General features: G+C 70.7%; 22 protein-coding genes. 11 read left to right on the forward strand and 11 right to left on the reverse strand.

Annotation, left to right across the window (positions count from 1 at the left end; translation table 11 throughout):
* Positions 1-50 precede the first annotated feature (50 nt).
* From ACWKZU_RS03810 to ACWKZU_RS03825, 4 genes are all read left to right on the forward strand, one after another.
* On the forward strand, positions 51-401 hold the full coding sequence (locus ACWKZU_RS03810) for an ArsR/SmtB family transcription factor (RefSeq protein WP_449281063.1): 351 nt from the start codon (positions 51-53) through the stop codon (positions 399-401).
* Between the two features lie 10 nt (positions 402-411).
* Positions 412-1,404, forward strand: a complete 993-nt coding sequence (locus ACWKZU_RS03815) for an SRPBCC family protein (RefSeq protein WP_449281064.1) — start codon at positions 412-414, stop codon at positions 1,402-1,404.
* A 96-nt stretch (positions 1,405-1,500) separates the two neighbouring features.
* Entirely contained in the window at positions 1,501-2,484 is a 984-nt protein-coding gene (locus tag ACWKZU_RS03820; RefSeq protein ID WP_449281065.1) for a nucleoside hydrolase, read from the forward strand.
* Complete coding sequence (locus ACWKZU_RS03825; RefSeq protein ID WP_449281066.1) at positions 2,481-3,434, forward strand: ribokinase; 954 nt, start codon at positions 2,481-2,483, stop codon at positions 3,432-3,434. The genes ACWKZU_RS03820 and ACWKZU_RS03825 overlap by 4 nt, the downstream gene beginning before the upstream one ends.
* Before the next feature lie 110 nt (positions 3,435-3,544).
* Here ACWKZU_RS03825 and ACWKZU_RS03830 read toward each other — a convergent pair whose 3' ends face one another.
* Positions 3,545-4,756, reverse strand: coding sequence for a cation:proton antiporter (locus ACWKZU_RS03830; RefSeq protein ID WP_449281067.1), 1,212 nt, complete (start codon positions 4,754-4,756; stop codon positions 3,545-3,547).
* A 268-nt stretch (positions 4,757-5,024) separates the two neighbouring features.
* On the opposite strand from ACWKZU_RS03830, the gene ccsB reads away from it, so the two are divergent.
* On the forward strand, positions 5,025-6,020 hold the full coding sequence (gene ccsB, locus ACWKZU_RS03835; protein WP_449281172.1) for a c-type cytochrome biogenesis protein CcsB: 996 nt from the start codon (positions 5,025-5,027) through the stop codon (positions 6,018-6,020).
* 105 nt (positions 6,021-6,125) lie between these two features.
* The gene (locus ACWKZU_RS03840) at positions 6,126-6,599 is read left to right on the forward strand and encodes a hypothetical protein (protein ID WP_449281068.1); all 474 of its coding nucleotides are present in this window, start codon (positions 6,126-6,128) and stop codon (positions 6,597-6,599) included.
* A gap of 9 nt (positions 6,600-6,608) precedes the next feature.
* On the opposite strand, the gene hemQ is transcribed toward ACWKZU_RS03840, so the two are convergent.
* On the reverse strand, positions 6,609-7,364 hold the full coding sequence (hemQ, locus tag ACWKZU_RS03845) for a hydrogen peroxide-dependent heme synthase (protein ID WP_449281069.1): 756 nt from the start codon (positions 7,362-7,364) through the stop codon (positions 6,609-6,611).
* Between the two features lie 240 nt (positions 7,365-7,604).
* Here hemQ and ACWKZU_RS03850 point away from each other — a divergent pair, with 240 nt between their 5' ends.
* The 5 genes from ACWKZU_RS03850 to ACWKZU_RS03870 all read left to right on the forward strand — a co-directional run bounded on the left by ACWKZU_RS03850 (position 7,605) and on the right by ACWKZU_RS03870 (position 13,986).
* On the forward strand, positions 7,605-10,259 hold the full coding sequence (locus ACWKZU_RS03850) for a LuxR C-terminal-related transcriptional regulator (RefSeq protein WP_449281070.1): 2,655 nt from the start codon (positions 7,605-7,607) through the stop codon (positions 10,257-10,259).
* Between the two features lie 179 nt (positions 10,260-10,438).
* Complete coding sequence (locus tag ACWKZU_RS03855) at positions 10,439-11,914, forward strand: sugar transferase (RefSeq protein WP_449281071.1); 1,476 nt, start codon at positions 10,439-10,441, stop codon at positions 11,912-11,914.
* A gap of 287 nt (positions 11,915-12,201) precedes the next feature.
* Complete coding sequence (locus tag ACWKZU_RS03860) at positions 12,202-12,654, forward strand: adenylyltransferase/cytidyltransferase family protein (RefSeq protein WP_449281072.1); 453 nt, start codon at positions 12,202-12,204, stop codon at positions 12,652-12,654.
* A 318-nt stretch (positions 12,655-12,972) separates the two neighbouring features.
* Positions 12,973-13,395 (forward strand): hypothetical protein, encoded by a 423-nt coding sequence (locus ACWKZU_RS03865; protein ID WP_449281073.1) that lies wholly within the window; start codon positions 12,973-12,975, stop codon positions 13,393-13,395.
* An 84-nt stretch (positions 13,396-13,479) separates the two neighbouring features.
* On the forward strand, positions 13,480-13,986 hold the full coding sequence (locus ACWKZU_RS03870; protein ID WP_449281074.1) for a hypothetical protein: 507 nt from the start codon (positions 13,480-13,482) through the stop codon (positions 13,984-13,986).
* Between the two features lie 151 nt (positions 13,987-14,137).
* Here ACWKZU_RS03870 and ACWKZU_RS03875 read toward each other — a convergent pair whose 3' ends face one another.
* The 9 genes from ACWKZU_RS03875 to ACWKZU_RS03915 all read right to left on the reverse strand — a co-directional run bounded on the left by ACWKZU_RS03875 (position 14,138) and on the right by ACWKZU_RS03915 (position 22,685).
* The gene (locus ACWKZU_RS03875) at positions 14,138-15,202 is read right to left on the reverse strand and encodes an LCP family protein (RefSeq protein ID WP_449281075.1); all 1,065 of its coding nucleotides are present in this window, start codon (positions 15,200-15,202) and stop codon (positions 14,138-14,140) included.
* Between the two features lie 28 nt (positions 15,203-15,230).
* On the reverse strand, positions 15,231-16,232 hold the full coding sequence (gene ppk2 / locus ACWKZU_RS03880; protein ID WP_449281076.1) for a polyphosphate kinase 2: 1,002 nt from the start codon (positions 16,230-16,232) through the stop codon (positions 15,231-15,233).
* Between the two features lie 35 nt (positions 16,233-16,267).
* A complete protein-coding gene (locus tag ACWKZU_RS03885) occupies positions 16,268-16,582 on the reverse strand; it encodes a metal-sensitive transcriptional regulator (RefSeq protein ID WP_449281077.1) in 315 nt (104 codons plus the stop codon).
* A gap of 9 nt (positions 16,583-16,591) precedes the next feature.
* On the reverse strand, positions 16,592-17,515 hold the full coding sequence (gene rarD / locus ACWKZU_RS03890) for an EamA family transporter RarD (protein ID WP_449281078.1): 924 nt from the start codon (positions 17,513-17,515) through the stop codon (positions 16,592-16,594).
* A 2-nt stretch (positions 17,516-17,517) separates the two neighbouring features.
* Positions 17,518-17,970, reverse strand: a complete 453-nt coding sequence (locus ACWKZU_RS03895; protein ID WP_449281079.1) for a GNAT family N-acetyltransferase — start codon at positions 17,968-17,970, stop codon at positions 17,518-17,520.
* Positions 17,971-18,305: 335 nt separating this feature from the next.
* Positions 18,306-19,286: an ROK family protein gene (locus tag ACWKZU_RS03900; protein WP_449281080.1), complete on the reverse strand. Its 981-nt coding sequence runs from the start codon at positions 19,284-19,286 to the stop codon at positions 18,306-18,308.
* Positions 19,283-20,809: a glycoside hydrolase family 3 protein gene (locus tag ACWKZU_RS03905; protein WP_449281081.1), complete on the reverse strand. Its 1,527-nt coding sequence runs from the start codon at positions 20,807-20,809 to the stop codon at positions 19,283-19,285. The genes ACWKZU_RS03900 and ACWKZU_RS03905 overlap by 4 nt, the downstream gene beginning before the upstream one ends.
* Positions 20,806-21,705 carry a carbohydrate ABC transporter permease gene (locus tag ACWKZU_RS03910; RefSeq protein ID WP_449281082.1) on the reverse strand — a complete coding sequence of 300 codons (900 nt, stop codon included), beginning with the start codon at positions 21,703-21,705 and terminating at the stop codon, positions 20,806-20,808. Before ACWKZU_RS03910 ends, ACWKZU_RS03905 begins: the two co-directional genes overlap by 4 nt.
* The gene (locus ACWKZU_RS03915; protein ID WP_449281083.1) at positions 21,702-22,685 is read right to left on the reverse strand and encodes a carbohydrate ABC transporter permease; all 984 of its coding nucleotides are present in this window, start codon (positions 22,683-22,685) and stop codon (positions 21,702-21,704) included. Before ACWKZU_RS03915 ends, ACWKZU_RS03910 begins: the two co-directional genes overlap by 4 nt.
* Between the last annotated feature and the right edge of the window lie 243 nt (positions 22,686-22,928).

A 22,928-nucleotide genomic window follows, 5' to 3' on the forward strand; every position in this document is an offset into this window, starting at 1 on the left:
ATCCGGGAAGGGGTTGACTCGGAGCCGCGCGAAGCGTAACGTACAACCAAATGGTTGCACAAAATCTGGAACTCACGGACGAGCAGGTGAATCGCATCTTCCGCGCCCTGGCCGATGCGACGCGACGGGACATCGTGCGTCGCACGCTCACCGCGGAAGCCTCGATCTCCGAGCTCGCGGCCGACTACGACATGTCGTTCGCGGCCGTGCAGAAGCACGTCGCCGTGCTCGAGGCGGCCGATCTGGTAGCGCGGATCCCGCGCGGAAGGGAGCGGATCATCCGAGGCAATCCCGACACCATCCGACGAGCCCAGCAGCTGCTGGGCCGATTCGAGCAGATCTGGCGCGGCCGCATCGACCGGCTCGACGCCCTGCTCGCCGCAGAAGACACCGAACACTGAGAGGACCATCATGCCCGTCACCGATGTCACCACCGATCCCGAGGCGCTCACGCTGCGCGTCGTCGCCGATTTCACCGTCCCGGTGCGCCGGCTCTGGGACGCCTACCTCGACCCGCGCCGGCTCGAGCGCTTCTGGGGCCCGCTCGAGTACCCGGCGACGTTCGTCCGCCACGACGCGCATCCCGGCGGGTTCAGCACCTACTACATGACCGGCCCCGAGGGCGAGCGCTACTGGGGCTACTGGAAGTGGATCGCGGTCGACGAGGGCCGCTCGTTCGAGGTGCGCGACGGCTTCGCGCACGACGGCGGTGAGCCCAACACCGAGCTGCCCGAGGGGCGAATGGTGTTCGAGTTCATCGAGACGGCGCTGGGTTCGCGGGTCACCGTCACCAACTACCACGAATCGCTCGAGGACATGGAGCAGGTGCTGGCCATGGGCCAGGTCGAGGGCATGCGCGAGGCGATGGGCCAGATGGACGCGGTGCTCGAGGACCTCGCGTCGTACGCAGCCGGTCGCGGCACCGAGCTGCAGCTCATCGGGGAGAACCGGGCTCGCGTATCGCGGGTGGTCCGCGGCACCGTCGATCAGGTGTGGCGCGCCCATCACGAGGCGGATCTGCTGCGCCGCTGGATGCTCGGCCCCGACGGCTGGGAGATGCCGGTGTGCGAGCCGGCGAGCGAGCCCGGGCAGCGCTACCGCTACGAGTGGGCCGAGATCGGGGGCGAGCAGCGCTTCGGCTTCGTGGGCGAGTTCATCGAGGGGGAGCGGCCGCACCGCGCGGTGACCACCGAGGCCATGTGCACGCCGGAGGATCCGGACGCGGCCAACAGCCCCGAGGCCCGCAACGAGCTGACGTTCACGCCCGTCGAGGGCGGCACGCTGCTCACCCTGGTCGTCACCTACCCGGACGCGGCCACGCGCGAGATGGTGATCGCCACCGGCATGGTCGACGGCATGGAGGAGAGCTACGCGCGGCTCGAGAACGAGGTGCTCGTGGCCTAGTCCCCTGCGCCGAGCGAGCGCGAACGGTTCCGGATCCGCGGATCTCGAACCGTTCGCGCTCGCGCGCGCGGAATCGACGTGCAGCAGAATGGGGGCATGGCGACGAAGATGATCCTCGACTGCGACACCGGCGTCGACGACGCGATGGCGATCATGTACGCCGCGCTGCACCCCGGGATCGATCTGCTCGGCGTGGGCGCGGTCTGGGGCAATGTCGACGTGCCCCTGGCGACGCGCAACACGCTGCGCGTGCTCGATCTCGTGAACCGCGCCGACGTGCCCGTGGCGCAGGGAGCCGCCGGGCCGCTGCTCGGGGGAGCCGCCGAGTACGCCTTCCACGTGCACGGTGCCGACGGGCAGGGCGGCGCGGGCGACGACGTTCCCGTGCGTCCGGCCGCGCCCACGACGGCGGCGCAGCAGATCGTCGAGCTGGTGCGGTCCCATCCGGGTGAGGTGTGGCTCGTGCCGGTCGGCCCGCTCACCAACATCGCGACCGCGCTCGCGCTCGACCCCGAGCTGCCGGAACTCGTCGCGGGCGTCGCGATCATGGGCGGCTCGGCGCGACGCCCGGGCAATGTCACGCCGGTCGCGGAGGCCAACATCCACAAGGATCCCGAGGCCGCCGCGGCCGTGTTCCGCGCGCCCTGGCCGATCGTGATGGCCGGGCTCGACGTGACCATGGACGTGATCCTCACCGCCGAGCACCGCGACCGTCTGGCCGCAGGCGGCGAGGCCGGGCGCTACCTGGCCCGCATCCTCCAGCGCTACGGCGAGTTCTACCGCGAGGAGGTGTTCGGCGAGTGGCGATGCTGCATGCACGACACCCTCGCCGTCGCGGCGGCGGCGGGGACGCTCGACGTGCGGCTGGCCCCCGTGGTGCGCGTCGAGGTGGACACGACGGGCGGCCCCGGCCGCGGCCAGACGATCGCCGACCTGCGCGGCGTCTATCGGGGCTTTCCCCCGCAGGAGGGTGCGCACTGCACCGTGCTGCTCGAGGTCGACGCGCGTATCGCCGACGAGGCGGTCGAGCTCATCGCCGCGCACGGAGCGCTCCCGGCGACCGGAGCGGAGCCGGCATGAGTCGCGACGTGGTGGTGGTGGGCAGCGCGAACGCCGATCTCGTGGTGGAGGTGCCCCGACGGCCCGCGGGCGGCGAGACGCTGCTGGGCGGGGATCTGCGGGTGCTGCCGGGCGGCAAGGGGGCGAACCAGGCCGCGGCCGCGGCGCGGTGCGGCGCGGACACCGGCATCCTCGCCTGCGTCGGCGACGACGCCAACGGCGCCCTCCTGCGCGAGCGGCTCGCCGCCGCGGGCGTGGACACCGCGGGCCTGCTCGGGGCCGGGCGGCCCACCGGCACCGCGATCATCCTCGTGACCCCGGACGGGGAGAACTCGATCGTGGTCTCGCCGGGCGCCAACGCCGCGCTCGATGCGGAGCTCGCCGAGCGGAGCTCCGATGTCTGGCGCGCGGCCCGCGTGGTCGTGCTGAGTCTCGAGATCCCCGAGCCGACCGCGTTCCACGTCGCCGCTCGCGCGGCGGCGGCCGGGGGCCGCGTGGTGCTCAACGCTGCCCCCGCCACCCGGATCGCGTCCGCGACGCTGCGCCTCTGCGACCCGCTCATCGTGAACGAGCACGAAGCGCTCGCGGCGCTGGGCGAGGAGGCGCGGGAGCCGGCCGGGCTCTCCCGTGCGGGGTACGAGGAGCTCTCGCGCCGCCTGTGCGCGGCGGGAGCCCGATCCGTCGTGATCACGCTGGGAGCGGACGGGGCGATCGTCGCCGACGTCGGCGACGCAGCGCCGGAGCACGTGCCCGCCCACCGCGTGCGGGCGGTCGACACGACCGGGGCCGGCGACGCGTTCGTCGGGGCGGTGGCCTGCGAGCTGGCGCGCGGCGCCGAGCTGGTCGAGGCCGTGAGGTTCGCGACCGCGGTGTCGGCGGTCTCCGTGCAGCGCCTCGGCGCGCAGGCCTCGTACGCCGATCGCGCGGAGGTGGAGGCCTTCATCGCGGGGCGGCGCGAGCCCCCGGGCTGAGCGGTCGTGCGGAGGGACTCGCGGGTGCGTGCGGGCGAGCGCCGGTGCTCGCGGAGCGCGCGGATGCCCCGACGGGCGCGGCTCGGGGATCCGGGCCGCCCCGGCGCGGGTCACTCGTGCGCCTCGGCAGGGGCATCCTGCGGCGCGGGCGGTACCGGCCGCGCCTGCCGGCCCACGAGCGCGAGCATCGGGAACAGCAGCACCGTGAGCATCGCGGCGCCGACCATGGCGGCGGCGGTCGTCTCGTCCAGCACGCCCGCGTCGGTGCCGATCCCCGTCACGGCGATGACGAGCGGCAGTGTGGTCGCCGTGAACAGCGCGACCGTGCGGCGGTCGACGGGTGGCGAACCCGGGCCCGCGGAGAACCAGCCGGGGATGCCCCGCACCAGGAGCATGACGCCGGCGAACACCGGCACGAGCGCGAGGCTCGCCGGGCTCGAGAGCAGCGCCGCCAGCGGGAAGCCGACGCCGGTCGCGACGAAGAAGATCGGCACGAGCAGCCCGAAGGACACCGAGTCGAGCTTGGCCTCGATGACCCGCATCTCCTCCGGGTCGCCGCCCCGCAGCACCACGCGGGCGAGCATGCCGGCGGTGAAGGCCCCGAGGAGGAAGTCGACGCCCAGCACCACCGCGAGCGAGACGAGCGCGGCGAGCAGCAGCAGCACGAAGCGCACCGCGAACTGGCCGCTCGTGTGCAGCGTCAGCGTGACCATGCGGCGCAGCCAGTGGTGCGGGCCGTGACTCGCGAGCCAGAACGCCGCCGCCGCGATGGCGATGAACAGCAGCAGCACGATCGTGCCCGTGAGCGGCTGCCTGCCGCTCAGGAAGACCGAGATCGCCACGAGGGGCGCGAACTCGCCGATCGCCCCGGCCGTGCCGATGGTGCGGCCGAGCGGCGTGCGCGTGAGGCCCGCGTCGCGCAGCATCGGCATGATGGTGCCGAGAGCGGTGCCGGTGAGAGCGACGGCGATGATGATCGACGCGGCGGGGTCATCGCCCAGCAGCAGACCCGCCGCGAGCGCGAGCGCCGCCGAGAGCCCCCACCAGCCGAGCGCTCGCCGGCCGGGCGCTCCGCGCAGCGATCCCGGATCGATCTCGTTGCCCGCCATGAAGAACAGCGCCGCCAGGCCGAACTGCGACAGGGCGTCGAGCACCGCGCCGTCCTGCACCCAGCCGAGCCCCGAGGGGCCGATGAGCATGCCGAGCGCGATCTCGAAGACGACGAGGGGGATCACGAGCGCTCGCCGCACGAGCGCGGCGAGCAGCGGGGCCACCACGGCCACGAGGGGCACCAGCAGGACGGTGAGCTCGGCGTCGGTCACGGTCGGGTTCCTCTCGGGGCGGGGGAACGGCGCGGGGTCCGCGTGGCACCATGCTACCGGCGGCGCGAAGGGGGAGAGATCCACCGGCTCGCGCATGCGGGGCCGGTCTTCGGGCGGGAGCGCGCCGTTCGAGGCGAGCTGTGGGGGGGGGGGGGGAGACCGAGGGCGGGCGCCGCCGTGCGACCGGGGGACTTCCCAGACTGCGGGGCTACTCTGAGCAACTGTGAGCGAGCTGGAACATATCTCGACGATCGCCCTCTACTCGGCCATGATCGTGTACGCGATCGCGTTCGTCTTCTACGTCGTCGATCTCGCGAACCGCAGCGGCGACGCGGCCGCGGCGAAGCAGCGCTCGGTTGCGGCGGCGCGCCCCGCGGGAGCCGCGGCCGGCGACGCGGCCGCCAACGGTGCGGCGGCGTCAGGCACCGCTGCGGCCGGCACCGCCACGCTCGTGCGCACCGCGACGGGCTCCTCGGGACGAGCGGACGCGGGTGCCAGGCAGCCGCGATCCCGCGCCCTGCGCATCGGGTTCTCGCTCACCGTGCTGGCCTTCGCGATGCACCTCGTGGCCACCGTGCTGCGCGGGATCGGCGCCGAGCGCGTGCCGTGGGCGAACATGTACGAGTTCGCGCTGACCGCGACCTGCGCGATCGTGCTCATCTTCCTGCTCGTGCAGTTCTTCGTCGACCTGCGCTTCCTGGGCGCGCTGATCACCGGCCTCACGGTCCTGTTCCTCGGACTCACCAAGATCAACTTCTACGTCGCGATCGTGCCGCTGCAGCCCGCGCTCGACTCCTACTGGCTGGTCATCCACATCCTCGTCGCGGTGCTCGCGGTCGGCTTCCTGACGCTCTCGTTCGGCCTGTCCGTGCTGCAGCTCATGCAGTCGCGGCGCGAGGCGCGGATCGCCGCGGGCGAGCCCGGCGGCCTGGATTTCCTGGTGAGCTTCCCGCGCGCGGTGCGGCTGGAGGATCTCGCCTACCGGCTGGCCATCATCGGCTTCGTGTTCTGGACGTTCACGCTGATCGCGGGGTCGATCTGGGCGGAGCGGGCGTGGAGCCGCTACTGGGGCTGGGATACGAAGGAGGTCTGGACCTTCGTGATCTGGGTGCTCTACGCCGGCTTCATCCACGCGCGCGCGACGCGCGGCTGGCGCGGCACCCGATCGGCGTGGCTCAACGTCATCGCCTACACCGCGGTCATCTTCAACTTCACCATCGTCAACGTCTTCTTCAAGGGTCTGCACGCCTACTCCGGGCTGTGATCCCGCCGGGCGGGCCGTCTCGATCGCTTGCCTCCGCAGATCTTATTGTCTACGCTTGTTGACACCGCGGTGGCGAGGGTGCCGTCGCGGAGAGCGGAGGCGATGATGACGGATGCGGCCGAGAGCGAGAGCGGGTACGAGCGCCTGTTCGTGAGGCGCATGCCGAGCTGCGCGGGCGACTTCGACAACGAGGGCGAGCAGGCCGGACTCGAGCTGCCGGAGAATCTGGGAGAGGGGCACTGGCTGGTGCCTCCCGGGCTGATCCCCGAGAGCCGGATCAACATGACCCACATCTGGGTGCACGAGACCGACGAGCCGCGCCACTGGGTGAACCCCCACGTGCACGACTACGACGAGGTGCTGATCTGGACCGGCGGCGATCCCGACCATCCCGAGGATCTCGGGGCCGAGATCTACATGGACATCGAGGGCGAGCGCCACATCATCACGACGTCGGGCTCGGTGTATATCCCGGCCGGGGTGGTGCACTGCTCCCTCGGGTTCACCCGCGTGGACCGGCCGTTCCGCTTCAGCGCCCTGTCGCTCTCGCCGGACTACCGCTCGCGGGCCGAGGGCTGAGCCGCAGGCCTACTGCAGCACCTCGACGATCTCCGCGGGCTCGATGAGCCGGCCGGTGTAGAAGGGCGTCTCCGCGCTGACGTAGCGGCGCGCATCCACGGCGCGCAGATCCCGCATCATGTCGACCAGCTCGGTGAGCTCGTCGGACTCCATCGGCAGCAGCCACTCGTAGTCGCCGAGCGCGAACGCGGCGACCGTGTTGGCCACGACGCCGGTGTGAGCCGCCCCCGCCCGGCCGTGCTCCGCGAGCATGCGGGCGCGGTCGGCGGGATCGATGAGGTACCAGTCGGTGGAGCGCACGAACGGGTACACGGCGAGCCACTGCCGGGCGGGCTCGCCCCGCATGAAGCCCGGTACGTGGCTGCGGTTGAACTCGGCGTCGCGGTGCACCCCCATGGCGCCCCAGGTGCGGATGAGCGGCCTCAGCAGGCTGGAACGGCGCAGCTCGCGCAGAGCCCACTGCAGATCCTCCGCGGCGGCACCGTGCAGCCAGACCATCAGGTCGGCGTCCGACCGCATGCCGCTCACGTCGTACCAGCCGCGCAGGGTGACGCCCTCGTTCTCGATCAGCTCCGTCACGTCCTCGAGCTCCCGCACGGAGCCCGGCACGTCGCGGCCGTCGATGACGAGCGGGTGCGAGGAGCTGAGGCGGAACACCGCGAACAGCGCGAACGCCCCGGGTGCGGCCCCCGTGCCGAGGGTCTCGGCCTCGGCATCGGACGGTTCGGACTCGAATCGGGCATCGGCGGGATCGAGAGTGCTCATGCTCTCATGGTGCTCCGTCTCCGCGGCCCGCGCAAGCGTGTCCGGCATCCCGGTGCGACTCGGCTCATATCATGCGCATACGCGAATCGGGCGATGTGTATTGACGTGTCGCGCGATCGGGTGCACACTTACGTAAGTGCGAATCGCGTATCGTTGCCGCCGACGCCGAGATTCGAAACCTACTCTGAATGGACTTTCAGGCAGTAGGGGAGCTGGCTGACGTCCCTGAGGGAGTCAGTGATGGAGTTGTTCAAGTTACATCTCGAAGAGTGCGGCACGACGACGGCGTCTCCGGACGCGGCGGCCACCACGGTCGCCGAGAGCAGCACTCCCGAGCGGTTGGAAGCGGTCGTCGAGACGCTCATCGCCCCCGGCAGCGTCTCGCTGCTCATCGGCGAGGCGGGCACCGGCAAGAACCGCCTCGTGCAGGAGGCCGCGACGGCGCTGTCGGAGCGCCTCGGCGAGCGGGTCGCGATGATCTCGCTGATCCCGCCCGCGGATCCGGTCACCGGGATCGCGGCCCACTTCGGCCGTCGCTTCCCCGCGGCGGTCGCCGAGCGGAGCTCGCCCGACGGTCGCGGCCGCTTCTCGATGGAGGAGCCGGCGGCGGTCGGGGCGCGTCTCATCGAGGCCATCGAGCGCGAGGCCGAGCACGGCACGCCGCTGATCGTCGCCCAGGGGATCGACCAGTACTCGACCGAGGCGACGCTCATGCTCGACCGGCTCGTGCGGTCGCGCCAGAGCCGGATCGTGGGCACCGCGCGCCGACTGAGCGGCGCGGCCGCCCACGTGGCGCGCGATCCGAGGGTGCACAAGATCACGGTGCCGCCCTTGACGGTCGAGGAGAGCCGGCGGTTCGTCGAGCGCCTCCTCGGCGCGGAGCACGTCGAGCTGCAGACGCTCAGGCGCTGGTACCGGGTGACCGAGGGCAACTCGCTGTCGATCATGCTGCTCGTGCTCGCGCTCGATCGCCAGGGGCTGATCGGCAGGCACCGCGGAGTGGTCTACGAGCTGCCGGGGGCCGAGACGGTGCCCTCCGAGTTCGGAGACTTCCTGCGCGAGACCTGCTCGCCCGAGGAGCTGCGCACGCTCGAGCTCGTCGCCCACGTGGAGCCCATGTTCGAGAACACCTTCGTCGAACTGCTCGATCCCGAGCACGTCGCGACGCTGCAGGACCGCGGGATCCTCGCAGTGGGGTCCGCCCCCAACGGCCGGTTCACGCTCAGCCTGCGTCACCAGATGCTGACGGCCGCGGTGCGGGAGCAGATGTCGCCCTCGCGGGTCGTGGAGGTGAGCGATCAGCTGTTCGACGCGCTCCAGAAGGAGCTCGCCGACGGGGCTCCCTATCGCGCGCCCAGCCTGCTGCTCCGCGCGGTGGAGATGGGACTCGACGCGCATCGCAACCTCCCGATCGCCTGGCTCTCGGAGGCCCTCGACGGGCTGCGCGGCGACTCCGATCCGCGTCTGCGCCTGCGGGTCGCGCTGGCCCTCGCCTCCCACCCCGATGCCTCCACCTCCCAGCTGGCGAAGGCGTCGCTGCAGGCGGCGCAGATCGCGCGGCTGACGGGCGACCGGCCCCGGCTCGACGAGGCGCTCGCCCACGTGCGCGAGGCCATCGGGCGGCTCCGCAGGTCGGCCACCACACCCTCGGAGGAGCGCGTGCGCCTGCAGCTCGCACTTGTGGAGCACTGCGTCATGGACCGGGAGGACGCCGTCGAGGCCGCGGCCATCCTCGACGAGCTGGATCGCGAGTTCGGGGAGTCCCGCGGAGCCGTGCGGGAGTCGATCCGCAGCGCCCGCGTGGTGCTGCTCGGCAGCACCGGGCATCTGCGCGAGGCGACGGAGCTGGCACCGGAGCCCGAGGAGCTGGACAGCATGCCGATCGAGTGGGAGCGGACGCGGGCCCGGGCCGTATCCTCGCTGATCCTGAGTCAGCAGGGGCGGTACGAGTCGGCGATCCGGCTCGCGGACCACGCCGCCTCGATCGCCTCCATCGGCGAGCAGCAGCTCGACAACGCGAAACTGCTCCGGTTCTGCAGCTTCGTCGGGTCCTGGTCGTGCGGCTCCATCGAGGAGGCGCGGCACACCTTCGGGGAGCTCTCGGAGGCCTCGTTCTCGGACCTCCACTTCTCGGGACTGGTCGAGGCGTGCGCGGTGCTGATCAGCCTCGCGGACGGCAAGTGGCGGCTCGCGGTGCAGCGCGCGGAGCGCCTGAAGGCCCGCCTCGCGGTCGACGACCGCTACGGCCTCGCGGGTCTGGCGAGCGCGGCGCTGGCGCTGGCGCTCGCCGCGCTGGGCGAGAAGGAGGCGAGCCGCCGCGCGATCCGGCTGGCCGAGGCCCGGCAGTTCGGGATCTCGCAGGTGATCGCGGGGTACGTGCGACTGATGACGGTGCGAGCGCGCCAGTGGAACGCCGAGGAGGGCACCGCCGCCCTCGGCCTGCGGCTCGCCGCCTGGGCGCGCGCGGAGCATCTCGACGCGATCGAGCTGCAGGCGCTGCATATCCTGGCGGTGGAGGCCCCCGACGAGGCCGCCATCTACCGGGCCCGCATCCAGACGCTCGCGGGCCGGGTGGAGCTGCCCATCTCGGCGGTGCTGCTCGCCCACTGCGAGGAGCTGTTCGACGGGCAGTCCGCGTGGGACACGCCGCCGGCGCGGACGCTGACGGAGTTCGGCATCTGGATGCCGCTGCCGCTCACCGAGGCACTGTCGGCGCGGGAGCGCGAGATCGCGATGTTCGCGGCGCTCGGATACTCGAGCCGCTGGATCGCCGAGCAGTTCCACCTCTCCGTGCGCACCGTCGACACCCACCTGCGTCACGTCTTCACCAAGCTGCACGTGAGCGGGCGCGACGAGCTCCGCCAGTGGTTCCGGCGCGAGCACGGCCCGAGGTGACGCCGCCGAATACGTAGCGGAGCAGCCGGACGCCCCCGTCGCACGACGGGGGCGTCCGCGTTTCCCCGCAATGCTCATATGGGCTGCGTAGCGCTTGCGTATCCTTGCGCGGGCGCGTCCGCCCGCTTCCTAGCATGACGACACATACGACGATGGTAGGACTGCTCAGGGGAGTCGGCATGCTGGTTGAGGTAGGGTCCGAGACGTTCACGGGGCCGATCGCGGTGTCGCCCCGGTGCACGCCGACGCTCGAGCGTCGGCGTCGCTGGGAGCGACGTTTCCGCTGGTGCCTGAGGCTCTCGGACATGACGGTGATCCTCTTCGCCGTGGGCGCCGCCGCGCTGCTGCAGCTGATCATCGCCGGCGTCGGCAGCACGACCCTCCTCGCCGGCGCGATGCTCGCGACGCTGTGGTTCCTGCTGCTCTCCGGCATGCGCAGCAGGGATATGCAATGCCTCGGATCGGGAACCACCGAGTACCAGCGCGTGGCCAACGCCACGGGGCTGGCCTTCGGCGCGATCGCGATCTGGGTGCTGGTGCTCGACTGGAGCGGCGACCGGGTCCTCATCTTCGCGGCGCTCCCGATCGGTCTCGTCGCCCTGCTGATCTCGCGCTGGCGCTGGCGCCGCTGGCTGCGCGACCGCCGCGCCTCGGGCCACTACGCCTCCCGCACCCTGGTGGCGGGGGACCGCGCCGACGTCGAGTACGTGATCCGCACGCTGCAGGCGAAGGAGAACGGATTCCACGTGGTGGGCGCGGCGCTGCTCGGCACCGACCGAGCCCCGGTGATCGTCGGCGATCGCCGGTATCCGGTGCGCGGATCGCTCGAGCGTGTGGCCGACATCGCCGCGAGGATCGGCGCCGACACGATCGTCGTCGCCAGCCGGCCGGAGAACGACTCGTCCTTCGTGCGCGAGCTCAGCTGGCAGCTCGAGGGCACGGCGGCGAACCTGGTGCTCTCCAACCAGCTCACCGACGTGGTCGGGCCCCGCATCTCGTTCCGTCCGGTGGAGGGGCTGCCGATGCTGCAGATCCGGATCCCCTCCTACGAGGGCGGCTACTACCTCCTGAAGCGCGGGCTCGACATCACCGTCGCGGCGCTGGCGCTCGCGTGCATCGCGCTGATCACCCCCGTCCTCGCGCTGGCGATCAAGCTGGACTCTCCCGGCCCCGTGTTCTTCGCGCAGCAGCGGGTGGGCCGCGACGGCCGGCTGTTCAAGATGTACAAGTTCCGCACGATGGTGGTCGACGCCGAGCAGCGGCTCGCCGAGCTGCAGCAGCAGAACGAGGGCGCCGGGCTGCTGTTCAAGATGCGCCGGGATCCCCGGGTCACCCGGGTGGGCGCGGTGCTGCGCAAGCTCTCGATCGACGAGCTGCCGCAGTTCTGGAACGTGCTGCTCGGCGACATGAGCGTGGTCGGCCCCCGGCCGCCGCTGCCGAACGAGGTGACCGCCTACGACGGCAGGATCGTGCGCAGGCTCTACGTGAAGCCCGGCATCACCGGCCCGTGGCAGGTGAGCGGGCGCAGCGACCTCTCCTGGGACGAGAGCGTGCGGCTCGATCTCAGCTACGTCGAGAACTGGTCGCTCATGAGCGACCTGCAGATCATGTGGCGCACCGCCCGCGTCATGGTGCAGCGGGAAGGAGCGTACTAGACGTGTCCCGGTCGAAGCCGCGTCTCCGCCGCCCCCGGCGGCGCACCACGATGGATCCGGCGGCAGGGGTCCGCAGCCGCGCGTAGCGTGCGGGCCCCGTGAGCCGTCTACCCGCCCCCGTATCCTCCGATTCGCCGAACTCCCCTGAAACTGCGGGCGGGTCGGGGGGTACGGGCCCAGGCCTCCCGGAGGTTACGTAGTTCCCGCCGATGCGATCGCACGCCTCTCGAACCTACGCTGACGGCACGCGCATCGTTTCGCGGTCAACGTCGACGAAGGGGAGAGGCATGAGGCGCATCGGCTACGCGGCGGGAGCCTTCGATCTGTTCCACGTCGGGCACCTCAATCTGCTGCGGCACGCGCGGCAGCAGTGCGACTACCTCATCGCGGGGGTGGTGAGCGACGAGATGCTGCGGGCGGTCAAGGGGAGCGAGACGGTGATCCCGACCGCCGAGCGCGCGGAGATCGTGCGGCACATCGACTTCGTCGACGAGGTCTACGTGGAGCGGGTGCCCGACAAGCTGGAGGTCTGGGAAGAGGTGCGCTTCACCCACTTCTTCAAGGGCGACGACTGGCGCGGCACCGAGAAGGGCAGGCAGCTCGAGCGCCGATTCGCCCGCGTGGGCGTGGAGATCGTCTACTTCCCCTACACGGCCCACACCTCGAGCACGGCGCTGCGTCGCGCCCTCGAACTGCTGGAACCGGCGGCTCAGCGGCGGAGCGCGCAGGCCGTGGTCTAAGCGATCGGAGAGCGGAGCGAGGGGTCCGCTGTCATCGCCCGACTCTATCTCGCCTCGGCGCCCACGCGATCACCAGGCCCAGAAGCCTGGCCCGTTGCGCGACCGCCTCGGCGTCAATCGAAGCCGTCGCACCGCTTCATTCGCTGACGCCCGAGAGCATCGGGTACGCGAGACTCCCTGCTCCCACGATGCTGCTATTGCCACTTCCGAAGAGGGCCTTGCACTGTGTCCTCGAGACTATTGCAACTGGGACATGGATTTCATTGCTTTTCTTATGTGAAATATAAGAATAGAGAGTGGTCAATGTACGCTAATCACATGAATAAAGGGACCTTGCTTCGGCGGTTCATTGACGCGATTGTTGAAGAAGGCGCTGAGCATGGCAGGTACACCGTTGTTCGCGTTGCTCTCAGTGCGCCCGACACTGCCCTGATCGTCTACCGATGGGGCGCGCCCGACATGCTCTTCGGCAGAATCTACCGCCAACAAGACCTATATGAAATCTTCTCCGATGACGCAACCACAGCTGAAGAGTATGCGCAGGAGGTCGTTACTCATGACTTCGAGCCGCCCCCAGGAGCGGGCATCATTCTCGGTCTCGCCTGGGAGGCCAGCCTCGGACTCGGCGGACAGCCCGTGCATTGGTGTGACGTAACGGGAGATCTGATGTCGCTCCACCCGACTCTGATCTTTTCCTCTCCGGAGAACGTCGATCGACCAGTAGCTCGAAGCTCGGCTTGACGACCTTCGCGGCATTGATGGCACTGCTCTTTGTTTTCCTACCCGTGTCGGCAGCAGAGGCGGCCGCCCCGAAGTCCGCGGTCGTTGCGAGCTGGAAGAACGGAACAAAAAACCAAGATTCTCCTCCGCAAAGGGACCTATAGCAAGACATCCGGGAAAGGCTTCGGATGGGCCAAGATCAAGACCCGGCACGGAATCAAGAAGGACAGCACGGTCAAGCATCCGACGAAGTCCCCCTATGGCGCGATCTGGAAGGGCCGTCCTCAGACGAAAGCAGAGTACACCGCCTATGCGGACAATGTGAGGAAGATCGATGGCAAATGGATCGTGGTGGAGGAAACTCCCGTCAGGACGGTGGTCGAGTTCAAACACGTATCAAGCCATCTCAAGGTGAAACTGAACAACGCTCCGGGTGTTCTGACCACATACCGCATCAATCCGAATCGAGCCTTGAAGTGTCCGTCGTGGGTGGATTCAGCCTTCCTCCCCTCCAACAACGGAGTGGTAGGCGCCATGTCCCCTCGCTACGACGGCGCGACGACATACTCTTCTTCATACACTCCACGGCGTATCGGACAAGTGTTGAACTGATTCAGCACCGATACGAGCAGCACGAGCTGAGCCGCGTCGCCTCTCCTTCCTCGCTGTCCGTATCAATCTCCTCGGCGAGCATCGAGAGGATCAGGAGGAGACCGGTCTACCGGATAGTTGGTGGACCGGATCGGTTCTCTCGTCAGAGACGTCAGGGGAGCTCGGAGCCGGGCGCGCGCGTCGCCGCGTACTCGTGCAGGGTGCCGGCGCGGAACGCGTCCTGCACGCGGGCCAGTTCCTCCCGGTCCGGGATGACGATGGACTGGCCGTCGGCCGACTCGCCCGTGCCGAGGGTCGGGCTCGTGAAGAATCGGATGTCGTCGCTGCGCACGTCGCGCATGCCGAAGCCGAGCCCCGTGACCGCCGCGAGGTCGAAGCCGTCGTCGAGGATCAGGTAGGGTTTCAGCGCCTCGAAGGTGTTGATCAGCTTGCCCGGGTCGCCCAGCGTCTCCCGGCTGAGGACGGTGCTCGCGAGCCCCTTCATGTAGGCCTGCTGGTTGCGGGCGCGCTGGTAGTCGCCGTCGGAGAAGGCGTAGCGCTCGCGCACGAAGCCGAGCGCCTCATCGCCGCCGAGGGTGATCCGGCCCGCCTCGAACGTGACGCCGTGCATCGAGGTGAACGCCTGGTCGTTGGTGACGGTGACACCGCCGACGGCATCGGTGAGACCCTTGAACGACTCGAAGTCGACCAGGGCGACGTGGTCGATGCGGGCGCCGATGAAGTTCTCGATGGTGTTCACCGCGAGCGGCAGTCCGCCGTACGACATGGCCGCGTTGATCTTCGCCTCGCCGTAACCCTGGATCTCCACCCAGTTGTCGCGCATGATCGACATCACCGTGACGTGCTCGCCGTCGGGGGCGACCTGCGCGACCATGATCGAGTCGCTGCGGAAGCCGGTCATGTCCGCGGCGTCGAGCGACGTGTCCGTGGCCTCCCGGGAGTCGGAGCCGAGCAGCAGGATGTTCACGGGAGCGCCGCCGGCGCTGTCGGGCTGCGGGGCGACCGGATCGGGCCGCGGCAGGGACGGGTCCTGCTCGATGCTGACCCGCTGGATCTCGTTGAACGAGTTCGCGAGGATGGCGTAGCCGATGCCCGCCGCGACACCGAGCAGGACGATGAGGGAGCCGAGCACGATCAGCGTGTTGCGCAGCCCCCTGCGCCTGCGTTTCGGAGCCGCGCCGGTGCGCTGCGTCGGGGTGGTGCGATGATCGGTCACGACGGCCTCCTGACTGCGTTCCGCGGATTCACCCGCCGACGACGGGGAAGCTGCCGGCCGGCGTCTCGCCCTCGTCGTAGACGGTGGCGGGGGAGCCGATGATCTTCGCGTCGGGCGTGCCGACGACCCGGCGGTCCTTGTCGGGGTAGTCGAACCGCGACAGCACCCATCGCATCGCCTCGAGCCGGGCGCGCTTCTTGTCGTTCGATTTCACGACGGTCCAGGGCGCGTGGGGCGTGTCGGTGTAGAAGAACATCGCCTCCTTCGCCTCCGTGTACGCGTTCCACTTGTCGAGCGAGGCGAGATCCGTGGGAGAGAGCTTCCACTGCTTCACCTCGTCGTGGGATCGGGCCACGAAGCGGGAGTGCTGCTCCGCCTTGCCCACCGAGAACCAGAACTTGATGAGGTGCACGCCGGAGTTGACGAGCATGCGCTCGAACTCGGGGGCCGAGCGGGTGAACTCCAGGTACTGCTGCGGCGTGCAGTAGCCCATGACGCGCTCCACGCCGGCCCGGTTGTACCAGGAGCGGTCGAAGAGCACGATCTCCCCGGCGCTCGGCAGGTGCGCCGCGTAGCGCTGGAAGTACCACTGCGAGCGCTCGCGCTCGGTGGGGATCTCGAGGGCCACCACGCGCGCGCCGCGCGGGTTCATGTGCTCGGTGAAGCGCTTGATCGCGCCGCCCTTTCCCGCGGCGTCGCGGCCCTCGAAGAGGATCACGACCTTCTGACCGGTCTCCTTGACCCACGCCTGCAGTTTGAGCAGCTCGATCTGCAGCTTGCGCTTGTCGCGCTCGTAGGCCGCGCGCGAGATCTTGGTGTCGTAGGGGTGGCCCTGCCGCCAGGGGGCGTCCGGATCGTCGTCCTTGGGCAGCTTCCTGCCCTTGCGGCGCAACTCCGCGATCTCGTCGATCTCGGGGGTCACGTCGATCTGGCCGGGGGAGGCGAGCTCGAACTCGTCGTCGCCGGCGGTATCGGCGCCGTCGATGCCGGTGGTGGTGTCGATGCCGGTGGTGTCGTCGGAGCTGGCCATGCGATTCCTTCGTTCGGAGCTCTGCGGGGTGCGGGTCAGCGCACGAGGCGCGCGATCGCTGCGGAGGCCTCGTGCAGCTTCTCCGCCGCCACGGCCCCGCCGGCGGCGGCGGCCGGGGCGACGCAGTGCCGCCGGTGGTCGTCGAGCAGGGCGAGCGCCACGCGCTCCAGCGCCTTCGTGGCGGCGGAGACCTGGGTGAGGATGTCGATGCAGTACTCGTCGTTCTCGACCATGCGGTGCACGCCGCGCACCTGGCCCTCGGCACGCCGCAGCCGCTTCAGCAGCTCGTCCTTGTGCTCGATGTAGCCGTGCGCGTGATGCTCGCAGGCCTCGCCCGTCGCTTCGCTCATGGCAGCACCTTACACGGGGTCACGGGGAGTTCCCGCGCGGCGATCCCGCAGCAGCCCGGCGACGCCCCCGGCCACCAGCACCAGGACCGCCAGCCAGATGGCGCCGTAGATGACGAGCTCCTCCGCGCCGATCCGTTCGCCGTTGAGCAGCGAGGCGACCATCAGCAGGGCTGGCTCCAGATAGCTCAGCAGTCCGAACAGGCTCATCGTGAGCAGCCTCGACGCCGCGAGGTAGAGCACCAGCGCGACGCCCGAGCACAGGGCGAAGACGGGCCCCAGCCACCACAGCGAGGGGTTCGCGGCGAGTGAGGATCCGCGTCCGATCTCGACCACGAGCAGCACGGCGGCGATCGGGGCGAGCACCAGGAACTCCCAGAACATGCCCCCGAGATGGCCGGTGCCGAGCGCTCGCCGCAGCACGAAGTACGCGGGGTACCCGAGCGCGACGAGCAGCGTCTCCCACGAGACGCCGCCGACGCGCACGAGCTCGAAGACCACGCCCACGGCGGCGATCCCGGCCGCCAGCCACTGCCACCACACCAGCCGGTCGCGGTAGAGGAGGCGGCCGATCACCACCAGCACGAGCGGCAGCAGGAAGTAGCCCAGCGCGACCTGCAGGCCGCGGCCGTGCAGCGGGGCCCAGCTGAACACCCACAGCTGCGCGGCGACGAGCAGCCCGCACACGAGGATCCCGAGCAGCAGGATCGGCCTGCGCCGGATGCGGTGCGCGATCTCGACGACGACGCGCCACTGCCGCAGCCCGATGAGCGCGAGGGCGATGATCGGGATCGTGACGAGATTGCGGATCCCCCAGATGGACTCCGCCGAGGCGGGTGCCAGCAGGGGCGTGATGAAGTAGATGCCCCCGAACGCGAGCGACGATCCGACGGAGGCGAGGAGACCGCTCGCCCCGGGGCTGAGCGGCCGGGCCAATCTCAGAGGTCGATCGCGCCGATGACCTCGCCGTACGGCGTCTCGCCGATCGGCTTGAACCCGATGTGCAGGAAGAACTCCTCCGGCCCCTCCTCGCCCCGCTCCCAGAGCACGGTGAGACGGTCGAGGCCCCGCTGACGCGCCTCCTCGATGAGGGCGTTCACCGCGAAGGTGCCGACGCCCCGGCCCTGCGCGTCGGCGTCGACGTTGATGCGCCACAGCGCCGCGCGGAACTCCTCCTGCGGCGCCTCGGGGTCGAAGTTGCCGTGGACGAAGCCGACCACCCGGTCGTCGTCGAGCACGACGCGCTGCCACGCGGTGTGCGGCCGGATGACCGCGGCGGCGGCGGCGTAGGAGACCGGGGTGATGAACTGCTCCTGGCCGGGCTTCAGGCCGAGCGTGTTCACGGCGACGATGGTGGCGGCGGAAAGTTCTTCGAGTCTCAGAGCGCTCATGCCACCAGGCTAGCGTGAGAACCCGGGCGGGCAAAGGCGCGTCTTCCGAGAGCGGCGGGCGCGTCCCGGGCCGGGCCTCCCCGCGACGACCGGCCCTCGTCGGGATGCGCCGGCGCACGTCGGAACGCGCAGCGGCGGCGCGGGATCCGGTCCCCGGCGGTCGCGGATCGCGGTCCCCGCGCCTTCCGCGCCCGGGGTATGCGTAGTGGTTGCGTAAAACGACCCGCCACGGGATCGGGGCTTCCTACGCTGAGTGCATCCCCGAAACCGGTGCGCAGCCTGCCGTCCCCGGATCTCCCCCGGATCCCGTCCCCGCGGCAGGCTGCGGCACCTATCTACGCGCTCAGCTCGGCGGCGCTCGCCGCCAGATCGACGGCGTTCGGAGCCGTCCGGGAAGCCGGCCGCATCTCATGCGCACCCGCCAGGGCGGCGCCGACCGCTGCGGCGCTCGAGTCCTCCGGCAGCACCTGCACGCGGCGGCTCAGATCGAGCCGGGCGAGGAACGGCGACTCCGCCGACCAGCGCTCGAGAGTGTCGCGCAGCCCGTCGAAGAGGCGCGCCCCGAGCAGTCGCAGTCCGCCGCCGATGACCACGGTGCCCGGATCGAGGGTGAGCACGAGCACGCGCACGCTGGCGGCCGCGCCCCGCACGAGGTGGTCGAACGCCGCACGGGCCTCCTCGTCCCCGGCATCGGCTGCCGCGAGCAGGGTGTGCCCCGGGTGCTCGCCGCCCGCCGGCCAGGAGGATCGGAGGGCCGATCCGCTGGCCACCGTCTCCAGGCAGCCGCGCTGCCCGCAGGGGCAGGGCCGCGCGAGCGGGTCGACCGGGAGGTGCCCGATCTCTCCCGCCACGCCGTGCGCGCCGCGCAGCGGCCGGCCGTCGACCACGTATCCGGCCGCGAGCCCGGTGCCGAGATTGAGGTAGGCGACGGTGCCGGAGAGGCCCATGAGATGCGCCGCCCCCATCGCGGCCGCCGTGACGTCGTTGTCGATGCCCACCGGCAGGCCGGTGCGCTCGCCCAGCCGTGCGGTGAGCGGCAGCAGCTCGATGCCGAGGTTGTAGGCGTTGCGCACCTCGCCGCGATCCCGATCCACCTGACCGGGGATGCCCACCCCGATCGAGACGAACTCGTCGACCCGGCGGTCGGTGCGGCGCGCCAGCTCCGCGACGGCCTGCTCGGCGGTGCGCAGCACCCCCTCGGCGCCCTGCTCCGACGGCAGACGGATGCTCGCCACGACGGTGCCCGCGTCGTCGAGCGCCACGGCCTCGGTCTTGGAGCCGCCGATGTCCATGCCGATGTGCAGGGGGACGCTCATCGGGAGCCCTCCTCGATCAGGCCGAGCAGGGCCGCGCCGGCGAGCGCCGAGGAGCCGTAGCACGCGAGATCGGCGTATCCCTCGGTGGAGGGATCGGCGCCGGGCCAGCCCATCTCGACGGTGAGCACCGCCCGTCCGGCCTCGCGCAGCGCGTCGATGCCGTCGCGCGCGAACTCGTGCCGGTGCAGATCCCGGCCGACGACGATCGCGGCGCCCGCGGGAAGGTGCCAGGGCATGGTGCTGCCGTCGTCGACCGTGCGGCGGGGGCGCCGCTCGAAGGCGGCCGCGATCGCGCGCTGGTGGGACAGGGGATGCTCGGCCGCGGCGAAGGGTCCCCAGGGCGCGGTGCCGACCGCCATGTTCGCCTCGGTCTCGACCCGGATCACACACGCGCCGGGGTGGTCGCGCAGCCAGGTGCGCGCGGCGTCGACGCCGTCGAAACCGGCGGCGACCCGCGCCACCTCCTCCGGGGCGGGCTCGGCGAGCGCGGGATCCGTCGTGCCGGGCGCACCCGGTGCGTCCGAGCTGGCGGCCGCGCCGGCAGTCGCGAGCGCGCGCACGCGATCCGCGGCCTCTCGCACGCGCTCCTCGGCGAGCCTGCCCGCTCGCACGGCCGCGAGCAGGTGGTCCTCGATCCCGCGCAGCTGCTCGGGAGTGGTGTCGGTGCCGATGCACAGCAGGTCGCAACCGGCCGCCAGCGCGCGCACGGCGGCCTCCGGGATGCCGATCCCGCCGCTCGCCCCGCGCATATCGAGCGCATCGGACACGATCGCGCCCGTGAAGCCGAGCTCCTCGCGCAGCACGCCCTGCAGGATCCTGCGGCTGAAGGTGGCCGGACCGGTCGGGTCGACCTGCGGCAGGAGGATGTGGGAGCTCATCACCGCGTGCGCGCCGGCCTCGACGGCCGCGCGGAAGGGCGGCAGATCGCGGCGAGCGATGAGCTCGGGCGGGGCATCGACCACCGGCAGCGCGAGATGGGAGTCCTGGGCCGTCGCCCCGTGCCCCGGGAAGTGCTTGGGGCAGGCGATCGCGCCCGAGCGCTGCAGCCCCCGCACCCACGCGGCGACGTGCCGCGCGACGAGCTCGGGATCGGCGCCGAAGCTGCGGGTGCCGATGACCGGGTTGCGGGGGTCGCTGTTGACGTCGGCGTCGGGCGCGAGCGCGAGATTGAAGCCGCACGCCAGGATGTCGTGCCCGACGCGGAAGCCGACCTCCTCCGTATATATGAGGTCGTCGATGCGGCCGAGCACCGCGGCGCCGGGGTACGGCGCGCCCTCGAGGTAGTGCAGCCGGGTGACCTCGCCGCCCTCCTCGTCGACGGCGATGATCGCGCCGGGCGCGGCCGCGCGCAGCTCGGCGCCGAGCGCCGCGAGCTGCGCGCGATCCCGCACGTTGCCGCCGTACACGCAGACCGCCGGCAGCCCGTCGTCCAGGGCCTCGAGCAGCCACGCGGGCGCCGTGAACCCGGTGAAACCGGGCATGAGCGTCGCGCGCACGGCGCGGGCGAGGGATCCCGCGCTCATCCCTTCACCGCTCCGCTGACCATGCCGCTCGTCATGCGGCCCTGCACGAACACGAAGAAGACGATCACCGGGATCGCGACGAGCGTCGACGCCGCCATGACCTCGCCCCAGTCGATCGCGCGATTCGCCGACTGCTGGATGAAGCCCCGCAACCACAGCGGCAGCGTCTGGCCTTCGGCGTCGAGCAGCACCAGCGCGACGGTGAACTCGTTCCAGGCCTGGAGGAAGGCGTAGACGCCGCTCGCGATGAGGCCCGGGGCGAGCAGCGGGAACGTGATGCGCATGAACGCCTGGGTGCGGCTGAGGCCGTCGACCATCGCGGCCTCCTCCAGGTCGGCCGGCACGCCGGCGACGAAGCCGCGCAGCATCCAGATCGTGAAGGGCACGACGGCCGCGATGTAGACGATGCTCACGCCGATGACGGTGTTGAGCAGCCCGAGCGACCCCATGAGCTTGTACTGCGCGATGAACATGCCCTCGGCGGGGAGCATCTGGATGAAGAGCACCGCGAGCACGAAGCTGCGGCGGCCCTTGAAGCGGAATCGGCTGAGCGCGAGCGCTGCGAAGAACGCGAACACGATGCAGACGAGCACCGTGATGACCGCGATCGTGAGGCTCATCCCCAGGGCGCGCAGGAAGCTCCCGTCCGAGAACACCGACTCGAAGTTCTTGAAGGATCCGCCGAACGGCAGCAGCGTGGGCGTGCGCCGCTCGAGCACCACGGTCGGCAGCAGGGACGAGTTCACCATCCAGTAGACCGGGAACACCCAGATCAGGGCGAACACGAGGCCGAGCGCGCCGAGCAGCGCGCGGGTGACGCGCTTCGGGCGCGCGCGTCCGCGCCGGCGCACGACGGCGATGGGGGCGGTCGTGCTCGCGGTATCCGAACGGCTCATCGCTGCTCATCCTCCTTCAGCAGGTTGCGGACGTAGGCCCAGCTCAGCGCGATCGTGAGCAGCAGTACGAAGATGGACATCGCGCTCGCCATCGCGAAGTCGCTCGAGCCGACGCCGAGCTGATAGATGTAGGTGCCGAGCACGTCGGTCTGGCTGGCGATGGAACCGCGATCCTGGAGCAGCTTGATCTGCGTGAACACCCGCAGATCCCAGATGATCTGCAGCAGCATGACGATGCCGAGCACCGGCTTGACGATCGGCAGGATGATGAGCCGGAAGCGCTGCCACGGGCCCGCGCCGTCCATCTGCGCCGCCTCGAGCACCTCGCCCGGCACCTGGGTGAGCCCGGCGTAGACCGAGAAGGCGACGAACGGCACGCTCATCCAGACCACGATCACGAGGGCGACGAGGAAGAAGGTCAGCGGGTTCTGCAGCCAGTTGAAGCCGTTGAAGGGGAGGCCGAGGCCGGTGAGGGCCCAGTTCACGAGGCCCCGGTTCCAGTCGAACATCCAGTTCCAGATGGTCATGGCCGCGACGACCGGGGTGGCCCACGCGAGCAGCAGGGAGATCTGGAGCACGATGCGGATCACCGTGGACACCGCCTGCATCAGCAGCGCGAAGCCGACCCCGACGATCATGGTCACCGCGGCGGTGACGAGGCAGAAGACGACGGAGCGGGCGACCACGAGCCACGTGGTGCTGGATCCGAAGAGCGCGATGTAGTTCTCGAACCAGATCCACTCCGGGGGCTGGCCGAACTGCTGCGCGAGCCCGAAGTGCTGCATCGAGGTGATCAGCTGCCAGACGATCGGGTATCCGAGCGCCAGCAGCACGATGAGGGTCGCCGGCAGCAGCAGCGCGTAGGGGGTGATGCGCAGCCTGCGGCGCCGCTGCGGGAGCGGGGGCCGCGCGGTCGATGCGGCGGGGGTCGGCTCCGTCTGCCTCGGCGGTGCCGTGGGCGCAACGGGGGCGGTGCTCATCGCGGGCCTTTCTGTCGGGGGCGGTGCGGTGCGGTGGTGCGGGGCTGTCGCCGTTGCTGCGGAGCCTACGCCGGTCGAGCGGAGCGGCGGAGCCGCGGAGTCGAAACCCGGTTGCTCCCCCGGGTTTCGACTCGCCCCGCTCGCTCGACCGGCGTAGGCCGCGGGATGACACTGCGGGCTGCGTCTTGTCGATCTGGATCCTGCGATCCGCTTCGCGGCCGCAGGATAGCCCTGCGGGCTCCG

Source organism: Leucobacter sp. (assembly GCF_053528595.1).

Coding starts and splice junctions, on each gene's coding strand:
- ACWKZU_RS03815 (WP_449281064.1), top strand. CDS start 412: ATGCCCGTCACCGATGTCACCACCGATCCCGAGGCGCTCACGCTGCGC.
- ccsB (WP_449281172.1), top strand. CDS start 5,025: ATGATCGTGTACGCGATCGCGTTCGTCTTCTACGTCGTCGATCTCGCG.
- ACWKZU_RS03895 (WP_449281079.1), bottom strand. CDS start 17,970: ATGAGCGCTCTGAGACTCGAAGAACTTTCCGCCGCCACCATCGTCGCC.
- ACWKZU_RS03885 (WP_449281077.1), bottom strand. CDS start 16,582: ATGAGCGAAGCGACGGGCGAGGCCTGCGAGCATCACGCGCACGGCTAC.
- ppk2 (WP_449281076.1), bottom strand. CDS start 16,232: ATGGCCAGCTCCGACGACACCACCGGCATCGACACCACCACCGGCATC.
- ACWKZU_RS03820 (WP_449281065.1), top strand. CDS start 1,501: ATGGCGACGAAGATGATCCTCGACTGCGACACCGGCGTCGACGACGCG.
- ACWKZU_RS03810 (WP_449281063.1), top strand. CDS start 51: ATGGTTGCACAAAATCTGGAACTCACGGACGAGCAGGTGAATCGCATC.
- ACWKZU_RS03840 (WP_449281068.1), top strand. CDS start 6,126: ATGACGGATGCGGCCGAGAGCGAGAGCGGGTACGAGCGCCTGTTCGTG.
- ACWKZU_RS03865 (WP_449281073.1), top strand. CDS start 12,973: ATGAATAAAGGGACCTTGCTTCGGCGGTTCATTGACGCGATTGTTGAA.
- ACWKZU_RS03915 (WP_449281083.1), bottom strand. CDS start 22,685: ATGAGCACCGCCCCCGTTGCGCCCACGGCACCGCCGAGGCAGACGGAG.
- ACWKZU_RS03825 (WP_449281066.1), top strand. CDS start 2,481: ATGAGTCGCGACGTGGTGGTGGTGGGCAGCGCGAACGCCGATCTCGTG.
- hemQ (WP_449281069.1), bottom strand. CDS start 7,364: ATGAGCACTCTCGATCCCGCCGATGCCCGATTCGAGTCCGAACCGTCC.
- ACWKZU_RS03855 (WP_449281071.1), top strand. CDS start 10,439: ATGCTGGTTGAGGTAGGGTCCGAGACGTTCACGGGGCCGATCGCGGTG.
- ACWKZU_RS03850 (WP_449281070.1), top strand. CDS start 7,605: ATGGAGTTGTTCAAGTTACATCTCGAAGAGTGCGGCACGACGACGGCG.
- ACWKZU_RS03900 (WP_449281080.1), bottom strand. CDS start 19,286: ATGAGCGTCCCCCTGCACATCGGCATGGACATCGGCGGCTCCAAGACC.
- ACWKZU_RS03910 (WP_449281082.1), bottom strand. CDS start 21,705: ATGAGCCGTTCGGATACCGCGAGCACGACCGCCCCCATCGCCGTCGTG.
- ACWKZU_RS03860 (WP_449281072.1), top strand. CDS start 12,202: ATGAGGCGCATCGGCTACGCGGCGGGAGCCTTCGATCTGTTCCACGTC.
- ACWKZU_RS03905 (WP_449281081.1), bottom strand. CDS start 20,809: ATGAGCGCGGGATCCCTCGCCCGCGCCGTGCGCGCGACGCTCATGCCC.